The sequence below is a fragment of the Lacinutrix iliipiscaria genome (assembly GCF_042686125.1).
Lineage (GTDB): Bacteria > Bacteroidota > Bacteroidia > Flavobacteriales > Flavobacteriaceae > Oceanihabitans > Oceanihabitans iliipiscarium.
In genome coordinates this window covers 71,272-91,153 of sequence record NZ_JBHUOV010000015.1, presented here as the reverse complement: position 1 = coordinate 91,153, position 19,882 = coordinate 71,272, and the positions used below count along the sequence as shown (strand labels likewise).

20 protein-coding genes are annotated in these 19,882 nt (G+C 33.3%); 2 read left to right on the top strand and 18 right to left on the bottom strand.

What is annotated here, in order from left to right; all coding sequences use genetic code 11:
- Window positions 1-4: 4 nt before the first annotated feature.
- From ACFS5M_RS13165 to ACFS5M_RS13150, 4 genes are all read right to left on the bottom strand, one after another.
- On the bottom strand, window positions 5-2,047 hold the full coding sequence (locus ACFS5M_RS13165) for a hypothetical protein (RefSeq protein ID WP_120201189.1): 2,043 nt from the start codon (window positions 2,045-2,047) through the stop codon (window positions 5-7).
- Window positions 2,048-2,064: 17 nt separating this feature from the next.
- The gene (locus ACFS5M_RS13160; protein WP_120201191.1) at window positions 2,065-2,388 is read right to left on the bottom strand and encodes a 4-fold beta flower protein; all 324 of its coding nucleotides are present in this window, start codon (window positions 2,386-2,388) and stop codon (window positions 2,065-2,067) included.
- Window positions 2,385-2,687 (bottom strand): helix-turn-helix domain-containing protein, encoded by a 303-nt coding sequence (locus ACFS5M_RS13155; protein ID WP_120201193.1) that lies wholly within the window; start codon window positions 2,685-2,687, stop codon window positions 2,385-2,387. The genes ACFS5M_RS13160 and ACFS5M_RS13155 overlap by 4 nt, the downstream gene beginning before the upstream one ends.
- A 355-nt stretch (window positions 2,688-3,042) precedes the next feature.
- A complete protein-coding gene (locus ACFS5M_RS13150) occupies window positions 3,043-3,513 on the bottom strand; it encodes a Dps family protein (protein ID WP_120201195.1) in 471 nt (156 codons plus the stop codon).
- A gap of 231 nt (window positions 3,514-3,744) precedes the next feature.
- On the opposite strand from ACFS5M_RS13150, the gene ACFS5M_RS13145 reads away from it, so the two are divergent.
- Window positions 3,745-4,944 (top strand): alcohol dehydrogenase catalytic domain-containing protein, encoded by a 1,200-nt coding sequence (locus ACFS5M_RS13145; protein WP_120201197.1) that lies wholly within the window; start codon window positions 3,745-3,747, stop codon window positions 4,942-4,944.
- 107 nt (window positions 4,945-5,051) lie between these two features.
- Here ACFS5M_RS13145 and ACFS5M_RS13140 read toward each other — a convergent pair whose 3' ends face one another.
- The 13 genes from ACFS5M_RS13140 to mnmE all read right to left on the bottom strand — a co-directional run bounded on the left by ACFS5M_RS13140 (window position 5,052) and on the right by mnmE (window position 17,939).
- Complete coding sequence (locus ACFS5M_RS13140; RefSeq protein WP_120201567.1) at window positions 5,052-6,050, bottom strand: NADP-dependent oxidoreductase; 999 nt, start codon at window positions 6,048-6,050, stop codon at window positions 5,052-5,054.
- A gap of 78 nt (window positions 6,051-6,128) precedes the next feature.
- A complete protein-coding gene (gene uvrB, locus ACFS5M_RS13135; protein WP_120201199.1) occupies window positions 6,129-8,105 on the bottom strand; it encodes an excinuclease ABC subunit UvrB in 1,977 nt (658 codons plus the stop codon).
- 177 nt (window positions 8,106-8,282) lie between these two features.
- Entirely contained in the window at window positions 8,283-8,783 is a 501-nt protein-coding gene (locus tag ACFS5M_RS13130) for a GreA/GreB family elongation factor (RefSeq protein WP_120201201.1), read from the bottom strand.
- 3 nt (window positions 8,784-8,786) lie between these two features.
- On the bottom strand, window positions 8,787-9,311 hold the full coding sequence (locus ACFS5M_RS13125; RefSeq protein WP_120201203.1) for a YqhA family protein: 525 nt from the start codon (window positions 9,309-9,311) through the stop codon (window positions 8,787-8,789).
- A 113-nt stretch (window positions 9,312-9,424) separates the two neighbouring features.
- Window positions 9,425-10,318, bottom strand: coding sequence for a bestrophin family protein (locus ACFS5M_RS13120; RefSeq protein ID WP_120201205.1), 894 nt, complete (start codon window positions 10,316-10,318; stop codon window positions 9,425-9,427).
- Between the two features lie 208 nt (window positions 10,319-10,526).
- A complete protein-coding gene (locus ACFS5M_RS13115; protein WP_120201207.1) occupies window positions 10,527-12,272 on the bottom strand; it encodes a DUF3987 domain-containing protein in 1,746 nt (581 codons plus the stop codon).
- Window positions 12,269-13,177 carry a BT4734/BF3469 family protein gene (locus ACFS5M_RS13110; protein WP_183489121.1) on the bottom strand — a complete coding sequence of 303 codons (909 nt, stop codon included), beginning with the start codon at window positions 13,175-13,177 and terminating at the stop codon, window positions 12,269-12,271. Before ACFS5M_RS13110 ends, ACFS5M_RS13115 begins: the two co-directional genes overlap by 4 nt.
- Window positions 13,164-13,433, bottom strand: coding sequence for a helix-turn-helix domain-containing protein (locus ACFS5M_RS13105; RefSeq protein ID WP_379899132.1), 270 nt, complete (start codon window positions 13,431-13,433; stop codon window positions 13,164-13,166). Before ACFS5M_RS13105 ends, ACFS5M_RS13110 begins: the two co-directional genes overlap by 14 nt.
- A gap of 23 nt (window positions 13,434-13,456) precedes the next feature.
- On the bottom strand, window positions 13,457-13,756 hold the full coding sequence (locus tag ACFS5M_RS13100) for a helix-turn-helix domain-containing protein (protein ID WP_183489116.1): 300 nt from the start codon (window positions 13,754-13,756) through the stop codon (window positions 13,457-13,459).
- A gap of 157 nt (window positions 13,757-13,913) precedes the next feature.
- A complete protein-coding gene (locus ACFS5M_RS13095; protein WP_183489113.1) occupies window positions 13,914-14,864 on the bottom strand; it encodes a DUF6617 family protein in 951 nt (316 codons plus the stop codon).
- The gene (locus ACFS5M_RS13090) at window positions 14,864-15,958 is read right to left on the bottom strand and encodes a phage integrase SAM-like domain-containing protein (protein ID WP_183489110.1); all 1,095 of its coding nucleotides are present in this window, start codon (window positions 15,956-15,958) and stop codon (window positions 14,864-14,866) included. Before ACFS5M_RS13090 ends, ACFS5M_RS13095 begins: the two co-directional genes overlap by 1 nt.
- A gap of 6 nt (window positions 15,959-15,964) precedes the next feature.
- On the bottom strand, window positions 15,965-16,330 hold the full coding sequence (locus tag ACFS5M_RS13085) for a helix-turn-helix domain-containing protein (RefSeq protein ID WP_183489107.1): 366 nt from the start codon (window positions 16,328-16,330) through the stop codon (window positions 15,965-15,967).
- Between the two features lie 217 nt (window positions 16,331-16,547).
- Window positions 16,548-17,939, bottom strand: a complete 1,392-nt coding sequence (gene mnmE, locus ACFS5M_RS13080) for a tRNA uridine-5-carboxymethylaminomethyl(34) synthesis GTPase MnmE (protein ID WP_183489104.1) — start codon at window positions 17,937-17,939, stop codon at window positions 16,548-16,550.
- A 97-nt stretch (window positions 17,940-18,036) separates the two neighbouring features.
- Here mnmE and ACFS5M_RS13075 point away from each other — a divergent pair, with 97 nt between their 5' ends.
- Window positions 18,037-19,173 (top strand): redoxin domain-containing protein, encoded by a 1,137-nt coding sequence (locus ACFS5M_RS13075; protein ID WP_183489101.1) that lies wholly within the window; start codon window positions 18,037-18,039, stop codon window positions 19,171-19,173.
- Between the two features lie 37 nt (window positions 19,174-19,210).
- On the opposite strand, the gene ACFS5M_RS13070 is transcribed toward ACFS5M_RS13075, so the two are convergent.
- Window positions 19,211-19,861 carry a rhomboid family intramembrane serine protease gene (locus ACFS5M_RS13070; protein ID WP_183489098.1) on the bottom strand — a complete coding sequence of 217 codons (651 nt, stop codon included), beginning with the start codon at window positions 19,859-19,861 and terminating at the stop codon, window positions 19,211-19,213.
- Window positions 19,862-19,882: the final 21 nt, after the last annotated feature.

Genomic DNA, 19,882 nt, shown 5'->3' with positions numbered 1-19,882 from the left:
TTCATTATTCTTTTTTTTGCTCACTTTTTAAAAGTCCATTTTTAATCAATTCTATAACATCCTCATCAGAGAATTGGTTTTTACTTTCAAGAAACTCTTCGATTTCTTTATCTGATTTTTTTAAACTTTTTAATAAACTTTTAAATTGAATACCAAACTTATTTTTTTGTTTAATGTCAAGTGTCATAGAAACCTCATCTTTATAAGCCATAAAAGAATCATATAATTTATGATAAACGTTACCTATGGCTCCAGCAAAAGGTATCATTGTTGGTGTTTCTGTTCCACCTTTTAAAATCTGATCACTTGAAATACCTGGATAAGGGTCAATAAAATAAATTGTTCTAATACCTAATTGATAGGCTTTTTTAGCACATAACTCACAAGGGCTTGCTGTTGTAAAAAGTATACCATTCTTAATACCTTGTCCTCCAAGTTTAGTAATTTGTAACATTGCATTTTCTTCAGCGTGTAAAGAACGTGTATGCACCTGATTTGCTTCACCTTCATAATGATTATGAACAGTCTTAAAGCAGAATGAACAATTTTTACCATTTAAATCATCTTTATTCTTGCTGTAGCTATCTTTAAAATAATCTGTCAAAGCAGTTGGGAAATTCTCTGGATACTCCCCTTTGTATTTGAATGAGGCATTTTGTGAGTGATTCCCCTTCTCAAACGGACTGTAATGATTTGATTCTTCTAATTCTTGTTTAGATTTTGGATTAATTATATCATTAATGTTCCTTAAATTACATGGTGTATGTCCTTTTGCAACATCATTCCATCCTACCGACCTAATATAAAAATCTTCATCACTAATAGCTGCGCCAACATTTCTTGAAATACACCCTGAATTTAATTTTGCCGTATGAGCTATTTGCATACACCTTTCTGGTGAACTCGGGGTTAATAAACCCGGTTGAGCAATTAAAGCCATTAACTTTAATAATTGCTCTTCTCTTGTAATGAAATTACGTTCCTTGAATTTTTCATTTAAATGCAAATCAAAAAACGTCTTTATATCCTCTTTTTTTAAGTTAAGTATATGATAATCGCTTTTCTGAATACAATTTTCAACATCAGGGGAAGAAAATAAACCTTTTGAAAAATCACCTGTTTTATATTCAACTTCATCAAGCTCCAACAGCTTATTTGCTACCTTTTCCCTCTCTATCTCGTCATCTATAATATGTTCAAGTCTTTTTTGTATTCTTCTTTTTGAATTTCCTATTACATCTTTAGTAGCGAGCATGTAAAATGCTGAATATCTTTCTTTAAAAAACATTATCTCTAATGAGTTTCTTAAAGAGTCTATTACTATTCTTGTTGGCATACCATTATTATTAGCCTTTCGTGCCTTAATTAGCCTATTTATAACCTCCGCAATTGTATAAACATGCTTAATTCCTTCCCCTTTCTCTTTAAGAGGATGGCCTGTTTGCCTAATATTACATGCTAAATAATGTAAGAAAAGTGTACGTCTGAAAAATCCATATTTTTCTAAAGCCATAAATAATTTATGACAAAAATGCTTAAAGTCTGATTTAAAGAAAATCTCATTTAGTTTAGACAAATCATCTTTAGATTTAATATCTTTTACCTCACCTAAACTTTTTATGTCATCTATTAATTCCTTGTATTCCAAATGAAGATTGACAATATCTTTAAATACATTTGATACAATATCCGAATTATCTTCACCTAATTTTTCTACAAAATATTTCTCTAAAATCTTTCTTAAAAACTTTAGGTTACCTCCCTCTTTGTTAAATAGATAAAAAACAATTACGTTTTTATACATTATTTTTTCAAAAGGAATCCAATTTCCTTTGAACTCCATAAATTCATTTAAAATCTTATACTTCCTATAAAAAAGATCTCTTGGGTCGAAATCGGAAAGAGGTCTTAACCCATCTTGCTTTTTGAATTTAGTGTAGCTATAAGTTAAGTGATTTGCTACCTTGGTACAACCTGACCCCGTACGGCCTGTTAAACCTATTACTACAAAATCTCGCCTTAATGAATATAAATTGTCTAATTTCATTTACATATTTTAAGAAGTTAGTTCTCTAATTTTTTTAATTCTTCAACAGTATAGTCTTTTGTATTTTGTGGACGAATAGAATAGCCTGCATAACCAGGGTAACCAGGATAACCAGGGTAACCAGGATAACCAGGGTAACCAGGATAACCTCTATAAGGAAAATTGAGTATTTTGTAGAAACGGTCATTATCAAAAATACTCCCCAAATAATTACCTTTTTTATCAACTGCGTGTTCGTCATCCCAAGGGAACCAACCAATCCAATTAGCATTACTATTAAAAAGATAACTATCTATTTTAAAAGCAATCCAGTTACCGCTTGAGTTAAACAAATATTTCATAAACTCTCATTTTTTTCAATCTTACTAATTTTTTCTTCAGCTATTTTGAGGATTTCCGTACTGTCTTTTTCGTTTTTTATCATTTGTACAATCTGTTCGGACATCCAAAGCTTAATTAATTTGCTTTCATCTACTTTTAATTCTTTTGCAAATGCTATTACCTGCTCTCGTCTTGCCAAACGGTTTCCTCGTTCAATCTTGCTTAAATAAGCCACATCCATATTGATATTAGCAGCCATTTCCCTTAATAGCAAATTGCGCTTTTCGCGTAATGAGCGTATGTATTCGCCAAACTCCATAATAGCATTAATTAGACTTGTCAGATTTTGTCTAATGTAAGAAAAAGAAAAAAAGAAGTAAGAAAAAGATATAAACAGTTATTAACAGAAAGTGAGGAAGTTAAGGAAATAAGGAAACTGTATTACTACACAAAGAAATGAGGATTTAAAATCCTCGTTTCCTTAACCGTGTTCGTACAGCTGATGCGGTGGTCTTTTTCAGGTTTTTGTTTAAGCAGTATTCTCAAAAGACCTACGACCAAAATTCGTCTGCTGATGTAATTACAGCATTGAATTTAAGATATTTACAGGAATATTGACCAAAATAAAATTACTCTAAATCCTCAATTCCTTTAAATCCTTAACAACTCATTTATTATAAGCTTGCTCGAAGCATCCAAGCCATTTTTTCGTGCTCTTCCAATAATGACCCCAACATACCAGAAGTACCTTCATCATTGTAAGAATTATTTATGTTATTTATGTTTTCACGAATAGAGTAAACAATACTTTCATGGTCAGACAGTAATGCTTTAATATAATCGTTACTATTGTTCTTGCCTTCGAATTTTTCTGTAAGATGGGTTAAATCCAAAAATTCGGCTAAAGTACCTGGTGTATAATGACCTATACTTCTAATACGTTCTGCAACGGTATCAATAAAACCATCTATTTGTCCAAACTGTTCTTCAAAAAACAAATGCATCGGTTTAAAGTCTGCTCCTTCTATATTCCAGTGTGCCTTTTTAGTCTTTGTGATAAGTATATACTCATCTGCTAATAGTTTAGATAATATTTCTGCAACTGCATTAGCATTTTCACTTGTTAATCCAATATGTGTTTTCATAATTAATGATGTTTATAAGGTGTTTCTATTAAGTGTAATGATAATCTGTCTAATTTAAGGATTAAATTTTACTTGAAATATTTGTTCAAGAAACATTTGTTAGATACTAAAAGTAACTCTAAATGATACGAAACAGGATAATTTAACTTTATAATTAGCAATAATTTGCTTATATTTACATCACCAAAAGGTTGGTAAAAAAGAAATCAATTAACTAAAACACAAAAAAGTATGTCAAGTAACAGAGGAGTTGTCTACAAAGGGGCTTGGAATTTAGAAGTAAATGATATTGCCTATCCCAAATTTCAAGATCCAAGAGGAAAAGATATTCATCATGCCGTAATCATTAAAGTGGTTTCTACCAACATTTGTGGTAGTGACCAACACATTTTTAGAGGACGTTTTACTGTTCCTGTTGGACATGTATTGGGTCATGAAATTACGGGTGAAGTTGTAGAGATTGGTAAAGATGTTGAATTTCTAAAAGTAGGAGATATAGTCTCCGTACCTTTCAATGTTTCCTGCGGACGTTGTAGAAATTGTAAGAAAGGAAATACTGATGTATGTGAGACAGTTAATCCAGAAGCTCCTGTAGGTGCTTATGGTTTTGATTTGGGCGGATGGCTTGGTGGACAATCGGAATATTGCTTAATACCTTATGCTGATTTTCAATTACTGAAATTTCCAGACAGGGAGCAGGCATTGGATAAAATGCTGGACTTAACATTAGTGTCTGATATTCTTCCAACAGGATACCACGGTGCTTTTGCCGCAGGTGTTACTACGGGGTCGACTGTTTATATTGCTGGTGCAGGACCTGTAGGTCGATGTGCTGCCGAATCTGCTAAACTTTTGGGAGCATCATGCGTCATTGTTGGTGATATGAACAAAGACCGTTTAGAACTGGTGAAAAAAGCAGGAATGGAAACCGTAGACTTAACTTTGGATGCAAGCGTAGCTGAACAAATTGAGCAAATTCTTGGAGTTCCTGAAGTAGATGCAGGAGTAGATGCTGTTGGATATGAAGCACACGGACATGGGGATGAGGATTATAAGAAAGAAAATCCGAATGCCGTAATCAATGACCTCTTTGACGTTGTACGTGCAAGTGGTGGTATAGGCATTCCAGGGATTTATACTCCTGTTGACCCGGGCGGAAGAGATGAAAACGCTAAACAAGGAAAACTGACTGTTGATTGGGGTAAAGGCTGGTTAAAATCATTACGTATCCAGACAGGTATGGCACCGATAGGGAAATACAATTATCAGATAATGCAAGCCATTCTTTGGGATAGAATCTCTATGAAAACTATTATGAACCCAGAGGTTATTACTTTAGATGAAGCACCTCAAGCTTATCAAGATTTTTCTGATGGCTCGAATAAGAAGTTTGTTATCGATCCACACGGTATGCTAAAGGGACGTTATTAATTTCAAAGAAAATAGATAAAATTAAAGGGGATGATTTAAAAATTATCCCCTTTTTTATACCGATTTAGTAATAAAAAATTGTTTGTTATTGTTCAAGGCTTTACTTGTTATGCCTTTACATTTATAACAACTTTTCCCTTTGTTCGTCCTTTTTTAACATAAAGCAATGCTTGCAAAGCATCATTAAAGGTAAAGACCTTATCTAAATTGGTCTTCACTATTCCTGATTCTACAAGTTCAGCAATTTCATTGAGTTGTTTTGCATTAGCTCTCATAAAAATTAAACTGTAGTAGGCTGACTTTAATCGAATATGTTTAGTGATTTTTCTTCTTCGCCAAGCTAAAATTAATTTAACGAAAAAATTCAACTTCATCCGGCTGGCAGTTTCTTTGTCAATAGGACCAACAAGCGATATTACTTTCCCTCCAGTTTTAATAACCTTAAAAGCATCTTCGGTAAATTTGTTGCCAAGTGTATCTAATACCAAATCAACATTACTTACAATATCTAAATAGTTTTGACTTTTATAATCAATAACAACATCAGCCCCAAGTTTCTTCACCCATTCAACATTTTCTGTACTGGTAGTAGTATACACATAGGCTCCCTTGTATTTTGCGTATTGAATAGCAAATGAACCTACACCACCAGAACCAGCATGAACTAAAACCTTATCTCCCTCTTTTAATTTTCCGCGTTTTAAAGCCTGAATTGCTGTTAATCCTACAAGTGGTAAACTGGCAGCTTCCTCAAAATTTACATTCTTGGGCTTTAGGCTAATAATATCTTTGTGTACAACTACGAACTCTGTAAAAGTTCCTTGTTTATTAACTTTTGAAAAAACTTCATCTCCAATATTGAAATCAGTTACATTTTTATCCTTATCCACTACAATACCACTGACATCATATCCTAAAGTAGCTGGCAGTTTGAATTTACGTACTGCTTTAAGTTTTCCTTCAATTACCTTAATATCCAAAGGATTAACACTAACAGAACGGGTTTCAATGAGCACTTCATCTTTGTTTAAGATTGGTTTTTGTATTTCAGAAATTATTACTTTTTCAGAAATATCACCGTAGCCTGTAAATTGTATTGCTTTCATTTTTTGATGCTTTACTAAAAGTTCATTTAGTTTTACTTGAAACAATAGAAAAACTAACTGTATTAAATATCTATTCTATCACATATAAATATACTGCCTGTATAGATTATCTAATTCTTGACGGATTTTCATTATAGTTTGTTCATCCTTATCATTAGAAGCTACCAAAAGTTGTTGCTCTTTTTCTGTAATCCTTTCACAAAGTTCATCAAGATTCTCACAAAAATCTTTTGGGTGGGAGAATGTTTCTTCCACGCTCTCATCTTCAACATTCAGTTTTCTTGCCGAAGTTACTGGTGTAACATTATGTTCTGCATTATAGGCTATTTGTCGTTTCCTGCGATTTTCGGTTTCATCAATAGCCTCTTTCATAGCAGGTGTAATATTATCTGCATACATAATAGCTTTTCCGTTGACGTTACGGGCCACACGACCAATCATTTGTATTAATGCATTAACCGAACGCAAAAACCCTGCATGGTCAGCATCTAAAATAGCCATTAAGGAAGCTTCTGGAATGTCCAATCCTTCACGCAATAGGCTTATTCCTATTAAAATATCAAATTCGCCTGCTCTTAATCCGTTGATGATTTCTGTACGCTCAATAGTTTTAAAATCCGAATGTAAATATCGTGCCCTAAAACCTTTATCTACTATAAATTCGTGAAGACTTTCTGCTGCAACCTTTGTGAGTGTAGTAATCAAAACTCGATTGCCTGCTTCTACACAGGTTTTTATTTCGCCCAACAAATCTTCAATAGCATTATCTTTAGGTCGTACTTCTACAACAGGGTCAAGTAAGCCTGTAGGCCTAACAACTTGTTCAACAACCCTTCCTTTTGAGACTTTTAACTCATATGCTCCTGGAGTCGCAGAAACAAAAATTGTTTGTGGTTTTAATTTCTCAAACTCCTCGAAACTCAATGGATGGTTATTCTTTGACGAAGGCAATCTAAAACCGTAATCAATAAGCGTGTCCTTACGTGCTTGGTCGCCTTTATACATTGCCGATATTTGCGGAATCATTACGTGAGATTCATCGATGAACAAAAGACCGTCTTTAGGCAAGTAGTCGAGAAGTGTTGTTGGCGGTAGTTTTGGGTCACGCCCACTAAAGTAACTTGCATAATTTTCCATTCCGGAACAATACCCAACAGTTTTGAGCATATTAACATCATCTGTAATGCGTTCGTAGAGACGGTCTGCTTCTATTAATCGATTCTCTTGATTAAGTTGGGCAATACGCTCTTCCATCTCTAATAAAATCTGGTCTGCCGCTTCGGATGCCTGTACATGGGACGGTGCAAATAACGTTTTTGGTGACACAGCGTATTGTGTGATGTCTTCTATATGGTTTCCTGATGCTGAATCGATATATCTTAACGAACTAACCTTTCCATTATCTATTACCAACTGTACTGCCTTATATTCAGAATCGGCAGGGAAAATATCGATTGTATTTCCATCAATTTTATAAACCCCTCTTTTTAAACTATGCTGTGTACGGTCATATTGTACTGATGAAAGTTGTTTTTCGAACTCATCAATAAGAATCGGCATCCCGAGTTCAAGATGCACTTGAAGCGCCTTATAATCTTTAGGGTCACCCAATCCATAAATAGATGAAACGGATGCTACTACAATTGTATCTTTTCGCTCAATAAGTGATTTTGTAGTTGAAAGACGTAATCGTTCTAATTGCTCATTAATTGACGAATCTTTTTCTATGAAACGGTCGCTACCAGGTAGGTACATTTCAGGTTGAAAATAATCATAATACGAAACAAAAAACTCAACCGCATTTTCAGGAAAAAGCTGTTTCATTTCTTGATATAACTGTGCTGTTAGTGTTTTGTTGGGTGCAAGAATCAACGTTGGACGTTTTAACCGATGGATGATGTTTGCCATTGTGAAGGTTTTACCTGAACCTGTAATACCTTTAAGTGTTTGATGGGTTGCTCCCGACTCTATTCCAGAAACAATTTGTGCGATTGCTTCGGGTTGGTCACCTGCTGGGGTGTTATTGGAATGTAAAATAAAAACGCCTGTTGACATAAAAATGGTTTCTGTTATTTCTGTTTAAAAATGATGTACAGACATAAAGATAGTCAAATTTCTGGCATACACATTATAGTAACTTATGTGCTTTAACCACAATTTCACCAGTAACTGGATATGGATGTTTCTATTGTGAATATTTCGGGAAAGGCTAAAAAAAAGTTGTCAGTCAGACTAATACTCTATTTCTAAAACATCATAAACTCTTTGTTTCTGTGGCAATTCTAAAATAGCCCTGTCACCCACTTTTTTATGAATTAGCATTTTGGCCAATGGTGAAATGAAGGAAATTTTCCCTTTAGAAATATCAGCCTCATCCACACCTACAATTTGGTATTTTTCGATTTGTTTTGTACTCTCTTTCTTGAGTGTTACAGATGCTCCAAAACGAATTTCATGCGGAGGATGTGTTTTTAAATCTACTACTTTTGCTGAAGAAATTCTGCTGTTTAGCAAATTTAATTTTGCATCAATATGATTTAAAGCTATACGACGTTCGTTTTCATCTTTAATACTTAATTCATTCTTTTCATCAAGTAGCACTTGCTTTTCAGTCAATAGTTCATCCATTCCCATTGGAGTTACATAGTTTGTTACACCTTCTGGTAAGTGGGCTCTTGGTGGTACTATAGGGATTTCCTCTTGGTCATCTTCTTTTACAAATCCTCTGCTCATAATTTATTCAGGTTTATCTTTTTTGTTTGAGTTTTCTTCTTTGTCAAGATGCAAAAATTTGAGACCAAGAGCTAACAACAACACTGAAATAGGAAGAATGGCAATTTCCCATTTAAGGTTGTTTATGTTAACAAAGACCGTTTCAAGAAACTTCACGAACAAAATTATAACAATAACCTCTGCAAGTACATTTTTGAGATGTCCAATATTAGGAGTTCGAACCCATTTTAGTACGCCATTTCCATCTTCATATTTTTTATTGGAAATGAACAATGTATATACACCATGAGCGAAAATAAATAGAATTAAAGCGATAAGAAAGGTGTCCAACGATTTGATAAGGTAGGTTGTAGCTACATCAGCACTATGTAAATGCGCTTTATCCTTCGGAACATAATCAAACAATACCACCCGTAACGCATTAATGGTTTTTAAAGCTCCTACCACAAACAAAAGTAATGACCCTATTAAAGAGCATATAACTGCAATCCAACTCACATAACGGAAGATGTAAAATAATTTTTTCATTTAATTCTTTAAATATTTTTATTTATTATACTTCAAATATAACATAAAATAGGCCTTTATTCTAACTCGAAATGACACCCAGCTTTGCCATTTTATCAATTTGAAAGCTTTTACTACATTAAATAAAACTTTTTTGGTTGAATAGGTTCGGGAATATCTTTTTCGTCCAATAATTGACGGATATTAATTTCAATTGTTCTGGACAAAGAAGTCATAGGTGTATCTGTCTCATGGTTGTCAAATGGGTCTTGAAGTTGATGTGCTAACTTTTGTAAAATGAAAAACAACATAGAAATAGAAAGTAGAATAATGATTTGTAAGAAAAGATTAAGTTGAAGCACAGGGGATAAACTTAAAAAAACAACAAACAAGTAGATAGATATATTTAAAGCTTGACCATATGTTGGTGGAAAAACGGTGTTTTTTATGCGTTCACATTTCCCCATAGAAGCTACTAATCTCGTTAGTGTTACTTCAAGTTGTGTTCTTGCAAACTCTTCAATCGTTTTTTTCTCATATAGCTTTCTAACGGCTTCTGTTTGAAGTTGATTTATAGCTAAAGGTATGTTGGATTGTTTTTTTATTTTTTCCAAATCCTCTTTATTTAACAGGTTTTCCCATCCGGAAAGAACATCTTGTTTTCTTAATGACTTGTCTAAAGCATAACACCAAGCAATTTGATAGTGGGCTATCTTGCGCAAAAGTTCATCATTCTCATTCAAATAAAGTTGAAGTTGTAATACCAAAGAACGACTATCATTCACTATGGCTCCCCAAATGGTTCGGGCTTCCCACCAGCGATTGTACGATTGATTGATTTTATATGACAGCAAAATAGATATGGCTATACCTAACGTGGTGGCAATACCTATCGGTATTTCAGGTGAAAAATTGGGGAAATATTTTGGTAACAAGCCAAAAATAAAGCCTAAAAGGACAACTATTATTAATGGAATTTTTATTTCGTTAAGTAAAAATTTAAAAGGGATTTTGCGGTTTATTATCATGGTGGTTTATGGTAACTAAAAATGAAAAGTTCATAATAATGAGTATTAAACTCAATCGATAAAACTAATGTACAATTTTTAAGCAATTGATGAAAATATTACAGATGCCTATACTAAAAAATGTAGGTTATAGTCGCAAATTATGTATAGTTTTTTCTCTTTTTGAAATAAAGAAACTAAATCATTGCAATTCAAAACCCTTTGACAATCAAACAATCTTTAAATAGACACCGTGTGCTTCTCTATGTATTAATCTTGCTTCTACAAACTTTGTAATATAACCCTCTGCTGTTTTGTGTGGGATGCTTTGTTTGATTGCCAGATCCAAATAATCTTGCCTACTGAATTTCTTTGGTAGGGTTTCTAAAAACCTTTCCTTTCGATTTAAACGTTTTGCCGCTTTCTGTTCTATCGGTAAATCGTTAAACACTTTACTACTGTGTTTTACCAAAATAGAAATAATAGTAAGCGCATTTTGAAAATCGACATCCTCACATTCTTTTACTTGGTTAACATCACCATCTTCCATAATGCGAAATACCGTAAATAACATCATTAAACGAAATGCAATTAAGCCTAATCGCCTTATGGTTGCAATATACTCTTCGGGTTGTAAGTTGATGTATTTGGTTTGTAAGGATTCAAAAAACGTATTGAATATCTGTTGTTGAGGTGTTGTTAGCCTTACTTCAATCTCTGGGTTATTCTTTAGTGTTTTATATAAGCCCAAAAACTCATTACCCAATTGTGAATAGTAATCATCTAAACCAACATTGTTGTTACTTGAAAATACGTTTTTCCAAGTAGGTTTTATATTCATATAATAGAACATAAAACGACTGAACAAACCATTTTCGGCATTTGGAATTAAGGTTGCTACTTGTTTAGGTGTACCTGACAATACTGTTGATAAACAAGGCTTTTCAATATCTACATACTCTCTATCTGTTCTACGATAATAGCTTATTGTTTCGTGATGGAAAGCTTTACGAAAACCATCGCTATAATTACCGTAATCGCTCTTAAAAGCTTGTGCTAATGTATCTCCTTCAGTTTCAAAAATCAATCCTTTACCTTCATTATCAGAAATTAATTGATATACTCCAGTAACACTATTGTTGGCAGGAATAAACAACATCCTTTCGGGTGGTTTACCTGGTTTCTCCAAGTTTTCATCTTTACCCTTGTTCATATTATACGTTGCCATTTCTGTATTAAATTGTTGTTTTAGTACTTTGGCTTGTTCACGTTTTAACTTATGTACAGGGTCTACCAAATTCTTAATTTGGTTAAGTCTGCCTTTACCTGCAGATGCAGGTGCGGTAACAAACAGGTATAAATTGGCAAAGACTTTACGTTGGTCGTAGATACCAAAGAGTTTAGGAAAGCAGGCACTAAAAGCCGTTAAAGCTCCTAACAACAAAATGTCCTTTTCCTCTTGACTGCTCGAAGGGTTTACAACTTGTTGTAAAAACTGCGGTAAGGTATTAAATACCTCATCTGGTATTGTTGGCATTGCTTGCTCTGGTACATCAACAACAGTTGCAACATTTGTTGCAACCTCGTTGTTGTTTTGTTGCTTCATTGGTTTTATACCTGCCTGATGCGCATAATGGTAAAACGTTGCAATGGTAATGCCGTGACCTTTAGCATTTAGGCATTTGTTAAACTGTTCGTCACATTCTTTTGAATCATAACCTACATAGTTTTTGCTTATTCTGTGGAAGTAGTCTCTTCCTGTTTCGCCATATTCTTCAGCTAAAGCAAATCCTAAATCTCTCCAAGTGGCATAATTTCCTGTTATGTCTATACCTGATTGCTCAATTGCTGAAATGTAGGTTTCAATGTCGTTATCAGCAACAGCAACAACATTCGTTGTTGCTTTGTTGCTTGTTGGTTGCGGTTGCTCTTCTGGAACTTCCAACCATTCTTTTGGATTAAATATTTTGGTCATAATGCTTGGTGTCTTTTATGTAAAAAGGCTGTTGGGTCGTATGGTAAAAAACAAGCTCTGGAAACGTCTTTACCTGACTGGTCAACCTCAATGTTATAAGTATGCTTAATATAATTGGCTACTGCCGTGAAATACTCTGAATGTGTTACTTCTGAAACATCTATTCTGATAATCCATTTTAGGCCATCACCAGAAGGTGATGTAAATAGCATTTCGGTTTCAAAGTATTCATCATTCAATAATTGTGTTCTTAACTCTTGTAGATTTTCTAAATGGTCAAAATCAATAGTTAATAGATTGGAATGCTGTAACAAATTGTTATCATTCCGCTTTTCAAACGTTCCTGAAAAAGTGACGTAATCAAAGCGATTAGCTTTGAATTTACGTGCTTCTTTTACATCGCTTATTGCTCTTAAATCTTCAGTAATTCTTTTGTATTTATCACTTGTGATTAATGCAAATACTTGATATAACCGCATAGTTTCCGCAGGAAACACATTGCGAACTGGGGCTTTGAAAAAGCTACAGTAAGCATACCAAGTATCGTCTGGACCATTCAACCAATCTAATTCGCTCTTTTCCTTGACTTCTAAATTGAGATGCAACTCTTGGTTAATCTTATGCAACAATTCTTCTTCATCGGTTATTCTAAAATGATATTGTGCAAAATCGAATACATCACCGTTAAAAGTTTTTAGTTCAGTATCTCGATGTGTTGCTATTACACCATCAATATGAATCCGTAAGGTTTCTTTACCACCATTAAAGGGGTTTCGGGTTATCCCACAGTCCCTTCCTTTTACAGAAAGGACTGCTGTATTAGGATAATACTGTCTTAACACGTAGGCATAAATCTTTAAGCCGTAATGTGTTTTGTCTAAAATTGCCTCTCTACTTACTTCCATCTTGCTTGAAATTATGATTGTAGTAGTTATCTTGAAGCAATTGCTCTACATCGGACACCTTGTAATAAAACTTACCCTTTACTTTGCTATAAGGCAGTGTTCCGTTGTCTCTCAAGGTCTGTAAGGTTCGCTTACTGATGTGTAAGGTCTGCAATACGTCTTGGTTGTCTATCCACGTATCTTTTAATACTTCTGCTCTCGAATGTCGTAACAACTCGATACGTGCCTTTAAGTCCTTTATTTCTTGTGAGAGCACCAAGAGTAAATCGATTATTTCAGTCATAACTTCACCGCTCCTTTCTTAATTAAGTAATCGGCAGCTTGCTGTTCGATTTCATCTTGTGAATCGACACGGTTACTCAATAACCATTGTTCTAATTCTGCTCTGTTGAAATAAATTTTCTTACCATTCGGTTTGTAATGCGGAATGGTTCCGGTACTTGTAAGCTTGTATAAATGGGATTGTGACAATTCCAAAAATTTACAGGCTTCGTTAAAGCTCAATACGTTTTTTACAATAATGTTTCTGTCTAAAACGTGTGCTTCGATAATTTTAAGACGTTCTAATATTTCGTCCATAACTAATTAATTTTAAAAATAGAAATGGACATCTGGCCAAATGTCATTCTTGGTTTTCAAGAACATGACAAAGGTTTGAAATTAGCTATCGGATTTTAGTAAGAGTGTAAAATGAGAGTAAGACAACAGTAAGATTTCTTACTAATCTTACTGTTTTTTATTGCAGTTGTTGGATAATATTGTCTATTTCTTCTTTTTCTTTTGGGTTGTGAACTTTGTTTTTATGAAGATTATTTGCCTTTAGAGGTGTTCCTGTTTTAGTAACAAACTTTCCAGAACGCTCAATTGAAGTTGGATTAAATCCTGTAAAAAAAGGTTTTAAAACATCTACTATATAACTAAACTGTGTGGTTTCGCATTGAAGATAAATTTCTGTATTACCTTCTGTAAAATCTTTTGCTATTAATAGGTTAAATAACTGTTGTACTGTAGTTCTATTATCAAGCATATCAACCCTTAATTGAAAATCGTTTAATACTTTCAAGAGTCCAGATGTGTCTTTATTTTTATAACCAAATGAGGTTTTAGGCTTACTTTTCGTTTTAGATGGCTTTTTAATTACCCCTTTTTTATCAGCTTCTATTTTTACATATACTGAAGTATCAAAATCTGTATCGTTAAAATACTTTTCTGCTATCTCTTGAATTGAAAATAAAGCAGTATCTGAAAATTGTCCGTATTGCTCTTGTAGTTCAATGTATAGGCGAATTGCGGACACTTTTAGGTAATTAATGATGTAATCAGTATCGTTGCCTAAATCGTTACTTATAGACTGCTTTTTGATGTAGGCGGCAATATCCTTTAGATACTTATCGTATTTATTAAATTGTCTTGTATATCTGTATTTGCTTTCGGGTTCTCCTGCATCGGTTGGAAATTCGGATTTTAATGCTGCTAATTCGGTTTCAGTATCATTTGAAATCAACTTAAAGTAATATTCTTTTTTACTGTTTAAAGGTCTTTTAAAGTTTACCTTAAAAACCGCATTATCAGCTTTTGGTCTTTCCTTTAATTCAGAGTTCTGAAAATTAAACTCTCTATCTGATCTATCGTCTCTATGTAAACCGTTGGTAATCGATACCAAGCTTGCAAATACATTTCCTTTCATTATAAATCCAATTGAATACGGTTAGCAGCTTCTTTCTTTTTATCATCAATTACTTTGGCGTAAATCTGTGTGGTTCTTAATTCTTTATGCCCTAATAATTTTGATACCGTGTAAATGTCTGTACCCAAAGTTAATTGTAAAGTGGCATAGGTATGACGGGCACAATGAAAAGTAATATTTTTAGTAATACCTGCTTTTAACATCCATTGTTGCAATTTAAGGTTTGACCAGGCACTATAATGTAAACCTTCAAAAACTTTTGCTTCGGGTTTTCCTGCTTCACCTAATAATTCTCTTGCCTGTTCTGAAATTGGTAATGTTTCAGCACCTTTGGTTTTCTTTTGTCTGAAACGTATGTAATAACCCATTTCTTTAGAGTGTTGGATTTCTGACCATACCAATTTTTCAATATCTGACCAACGTAATCCGGTAAGGGCTGAAAATATAAACGCATTTTTTAATAGTGGTAACTCACATTCTGTGTTGACTGCCTTTTGTAATTCATCAAGCGTTAAAAATTCTCGTTGAGGTTCTCCTTGTTTGAAATAATCGACACCATTAGCAGGATTGACTTTTAAAATACCATCCTTAACCGCTTGCTTTAAAGCTGCGCAAAATTTACCATAGTATGAATATTTAGAGTTTTGAGACAATTTTTTACCTGCTCTTGCCATAGCATCTTTGTCTAAATACTCTTTGAAACGCTCAACAAATGATTTATCCAAATCTTGGAAACTTACATCCGTAGGACAAAAGATTTTCAAGTGTTTTAGCATACTGTTCCAATTCCCGTAGTTGCCAGAGCTGGTGTTTTTCTTTTCAGCTAAAGCCGTAACATAAGTAATAAAACTGCCTTTTAATTTCTCAATATCCTGAAAGCCATAAATACCATTTTGTATTTCTATTTGACGTTGTGCGCAAATGGTTTCTGCTAATTGCTTGGTTTTCTTGTTAACCTCTCTTTCAGTTTTAGTTTTAGGATTAGGTGTAAGGTATAATCGCAAATACTCGGTTTTGCGTTTTCCTTTATGATAGTAATCTAAATACAGACTTATCTTATCATTCTTTTTGCGTTGTCTTAATGTTACTTTCATAGGATGTTAATTAAAGAGGTTTTCTATTTGCCATCTGGCTACAATACGTTTTCTTCCAAAACGGACTGCTTTTAAGCGTCCTTGTTGAATCATTCTTTGAATGGTCCATCTACTTACACCAATCAATTGTGAAGCTTCTGTCACGCTTAAAAAATCTTTGTTATTTACCGTGTTGAGACTTGGAATTTGGACAGCTTCCTTTTGCTGCTGCATATCCTTTGTGAGAGTAGCTTGTACTTTTTCTTTACGCTTACGTGCCTTATAAGCTTTTTTAGCGCAAGTATCACCACAGTATTTAGTTACTGTTGTGCGTGCTGTAAAAGCATTACCGCAATGTTTACAGGTTTTTGGGATGTATAAATTACTGCTCATAAATGGTGCTTTATGTAGCGTTATGGTGCAACGTGGGGCAATATGGTGCATCATTTCGCCAATCTTTTAGCCAACAGATTTGGGCAACAAATCCGTATTTAAGGCAACAGATATACAACAAATTTAGTTAAAAAAGAGCAAAAAAGCAACAAAAAAGAGAAGATAAAAATTTGTAAAGTCAATAAAATCAATACATTAATAAATAAAAGAAAGTAAGTTACTTCCCGATACAGAAGTTAGCAAATATATTACCCAACAAATCATCATTAGTAATTTCACCTGTAATTTCTCCAAAATGATAAAGTGCTTGGCGAATATCTATAGCTAACAAATCGCCAGATAAGCCAGACTCTAAACCATGCTTAACTTTATTAACTTCTTCAAAGGCTTTTAAAAGTGCATCGTAATGCCTTGAGTTAGTGACTATAGTTTCATTATTACGTAATGCTCCAGTATTAATTAAATTTAATAATGAACTGGTTAACTGTTCCACTCCAAAGCCTGTTTTTGCAGATAACAAATGAACATTAGAAACTTCTGCGTTAAGTTTTGCTAGTTGTATATCATCCAACTTATCAATTTTATTCGCAATTATAATAAGAGGTTTTTGAGGGTATTTATTTTTTATCTTTTCAATTTCTATTTGTACTTGATTAAGATTTGAAATACTATTCAAACTATCAAAAAGATAAACAACAACTTGAGCTTGGTCTATTTTTTCGAATGTTTTTTTAATCCCTATACTTTCAACTATATCTTCTGTTTCGCGTATTCCAGCTGTATCTATAAAACGAAAACCTATACCTCCAATTGATATTTCATCTTCAATAGTATCTCTAGTCGTTCCTGCAACTTCAGAAACTATTGCTCTATCTTCGTTTAATAAGGCGTTTAAAAGTGTTGATTTGCCAACATTTGGTTCGCCAACAATAGCAACAGGAATACCATTTTTAATCACATTTCCTACAGCAAAACTGTCAATCAATCGTTTTAATACGAAACCTATTCTATCAACTAAAGATTTAAACTGAGTTCGGTCAGCAAATTCAACATCCTCTTCAGCAAAATCAAGTTCTAACTCAATTAATGAAGCAAAATTTAGAAGTTCTTCTCTTAATTTAGCGATTTCAGACGAAAAACCACCTCGCATTTGTTGCATAGCGATTTGGTGAGAAGCTTCATTATCACTAGCTATTAAATCTGCAACAGCTTCTGCCTGGCTTAAATCTAATTTTCCATTTAAAAAAGCACGCAAAGTAAATTCTCCAGCACTTGCCATTCTACAACCATTTCTGAGAAAAAGTTGAATAATTTCCTGTTGAATATAATTTGAGCCATGGCAAGATATTTCAACAACATCTTCTCCAGTGTATGAGTTTGGATTTAGAAATACAGAAACTAAAACCTCATCTAGTGTTTTACGACCTTCTACAATATGACCTAAATGAATGGTATGTGTTTTTTGAGTACTAAGCGTCTTTTGACTTTTTACTGACTTAAAATTAGCATCTATAATGCTTATAGCTTTTGGTCCTGAAAGTCTAATTACAGCAATAGCTCCTGCACCTGAAGGTGTTGCCAATGCAATAATTGTATCGTTTTCCATCATGCAACAAAAGTACTAAATTGTTAAATTAAAACTAACATATTTACATTTTCAAAATAAATAAGTAATTCCTGCTATATTTGCAGGAAAATAAAAGACTATGAAAAGTATACTTTATATATTATGTATTTCACTTGTTCTTGTTTCATGTAAAAATGAAAGCAAAACCGAAAGTAGTGATGGATTTTTAATTCAAGGACGTATAGATAACGCTGAAGAAAATACTCTAGTAACACTACTTAGAAATGAAAACAGACAAGAAATTATTTTAGATTCTACCAGAATTAATGGAAATACTTTTGAACTAAAAGGAAATGTTGAGAGTCCTGATATGTATTTTATTGCCGTTGATGGCGTACAAGGAGGACTTCCTATAATTATTGAAAATGAAACAATAGATATCAATATTTATTCCGACAGTATTTCTGCTTCAACAATTAAAGGAGGAAAAGAAAACAACTACTTTAATGAATATCAAGAGTTTGTAAAATCTTTACGTAGTAGAAGCAATAAATTAGCAGCAGACTACCAAGTTGCCCAGCAACAACAAGACACAGCAAGAATTGCTGCTTTACGTAAAGAGTATGATGGTTTTATGAAAGAAAATCTGGCTCATGATTTAGAATTTATGACTAAAAATGAAGATGCTATTTTATCAGCGCTAATTTTAGAGCGAGCTTTAATGAGTAAACAAGTAGAATTTACTAAAATTGAAGACTTATATACAAATTTTAATGCGTCAGTAAAAAACTCTAGATCTGGAAAAGTAATTGCTGATTATATTTCCAAAAACAAAAAAACAGCCATTGGTAGCATAGCGCCAAATTTTTCGGCGCCTACTCCAGATGGAAAAACACTAGCTCTAAATGATATTAAAGGCAAAGTCACTATTATAGACTTCTGGGCAGCTTGGTGTGGACCATGCAGAAGAGAAAATCCGAATGTGGTAAAAGTATATGAAAAATATCATGACAAAGGATTAGAAATTATTGGAGTTTCTTTAGATGGTACACCTCAACAAAAAGACGCAAAACAAGCTTGGATAGCTGCTATTGCTCAAGATAAATTAACCTGGCATCAGGTTTCTAACTTACAGTATTTTAATGATCCTATAGCAAAAGAATTCAATATTAATTCTATTCCTGCTACATTTATATTAGATGCTGATGGAAAAATAGTAGCCAAAGATTTACGAGGTCAGGCATTAGATAATAAAATAGCTGAATTACTTGACTAAAAAAAAAGCCTTCTAAAAATTAGAAGGCTTTTTTTTATTATAATTTCCCCATTCGTTTTAAGACAAATAATAACACAATTGGTATTGCTAATAAACCAATCATTAAAAGGTTCGTTTCAAAAAGCCAAGTTGCTAAAAACAAAGTAATAATATAACCTCCTATAGCACCTCCAAAATGTGCATCGTGGCCTATATTATCGGATTTACTTTTCATTCCATAAATAGAATATAATAAATAACCAATACCAAAGACATATGCTGGAATTGGTATAGGAACAAAAAACATATATAAACTCATTTCTGGACGTAATAAGATAGCTGAATATAAAATTCCCGTTACAGCACCACTAGCTCCAACTGCACTGTAATGATACTCATCTTTATGAAAGTATAAGGACAGTAAACTTCCGAGCATCAAGCTACCAACATACACTAAAACAAAACTTAAAGCGCCTAAGTCTTGTATAACTACATCTGCAAAAAAGAAAAGGGTTAACATATTAAATAACAGATGCTGTGTATCTATATGCAGAAACCCAGAACTAAACATTCTAAACTGTTCTCCTCTTTTTATACCACCAACATTAAACTTATACTTTTCAAAAAAGTTAAAGTCGCCAAAGCCTTTGTAAGAAATTAATACATTTGCTACTATTATTACAATTGTTACAATACTTAAATTGCCCATAAATTTGAAACGTTTAAATCA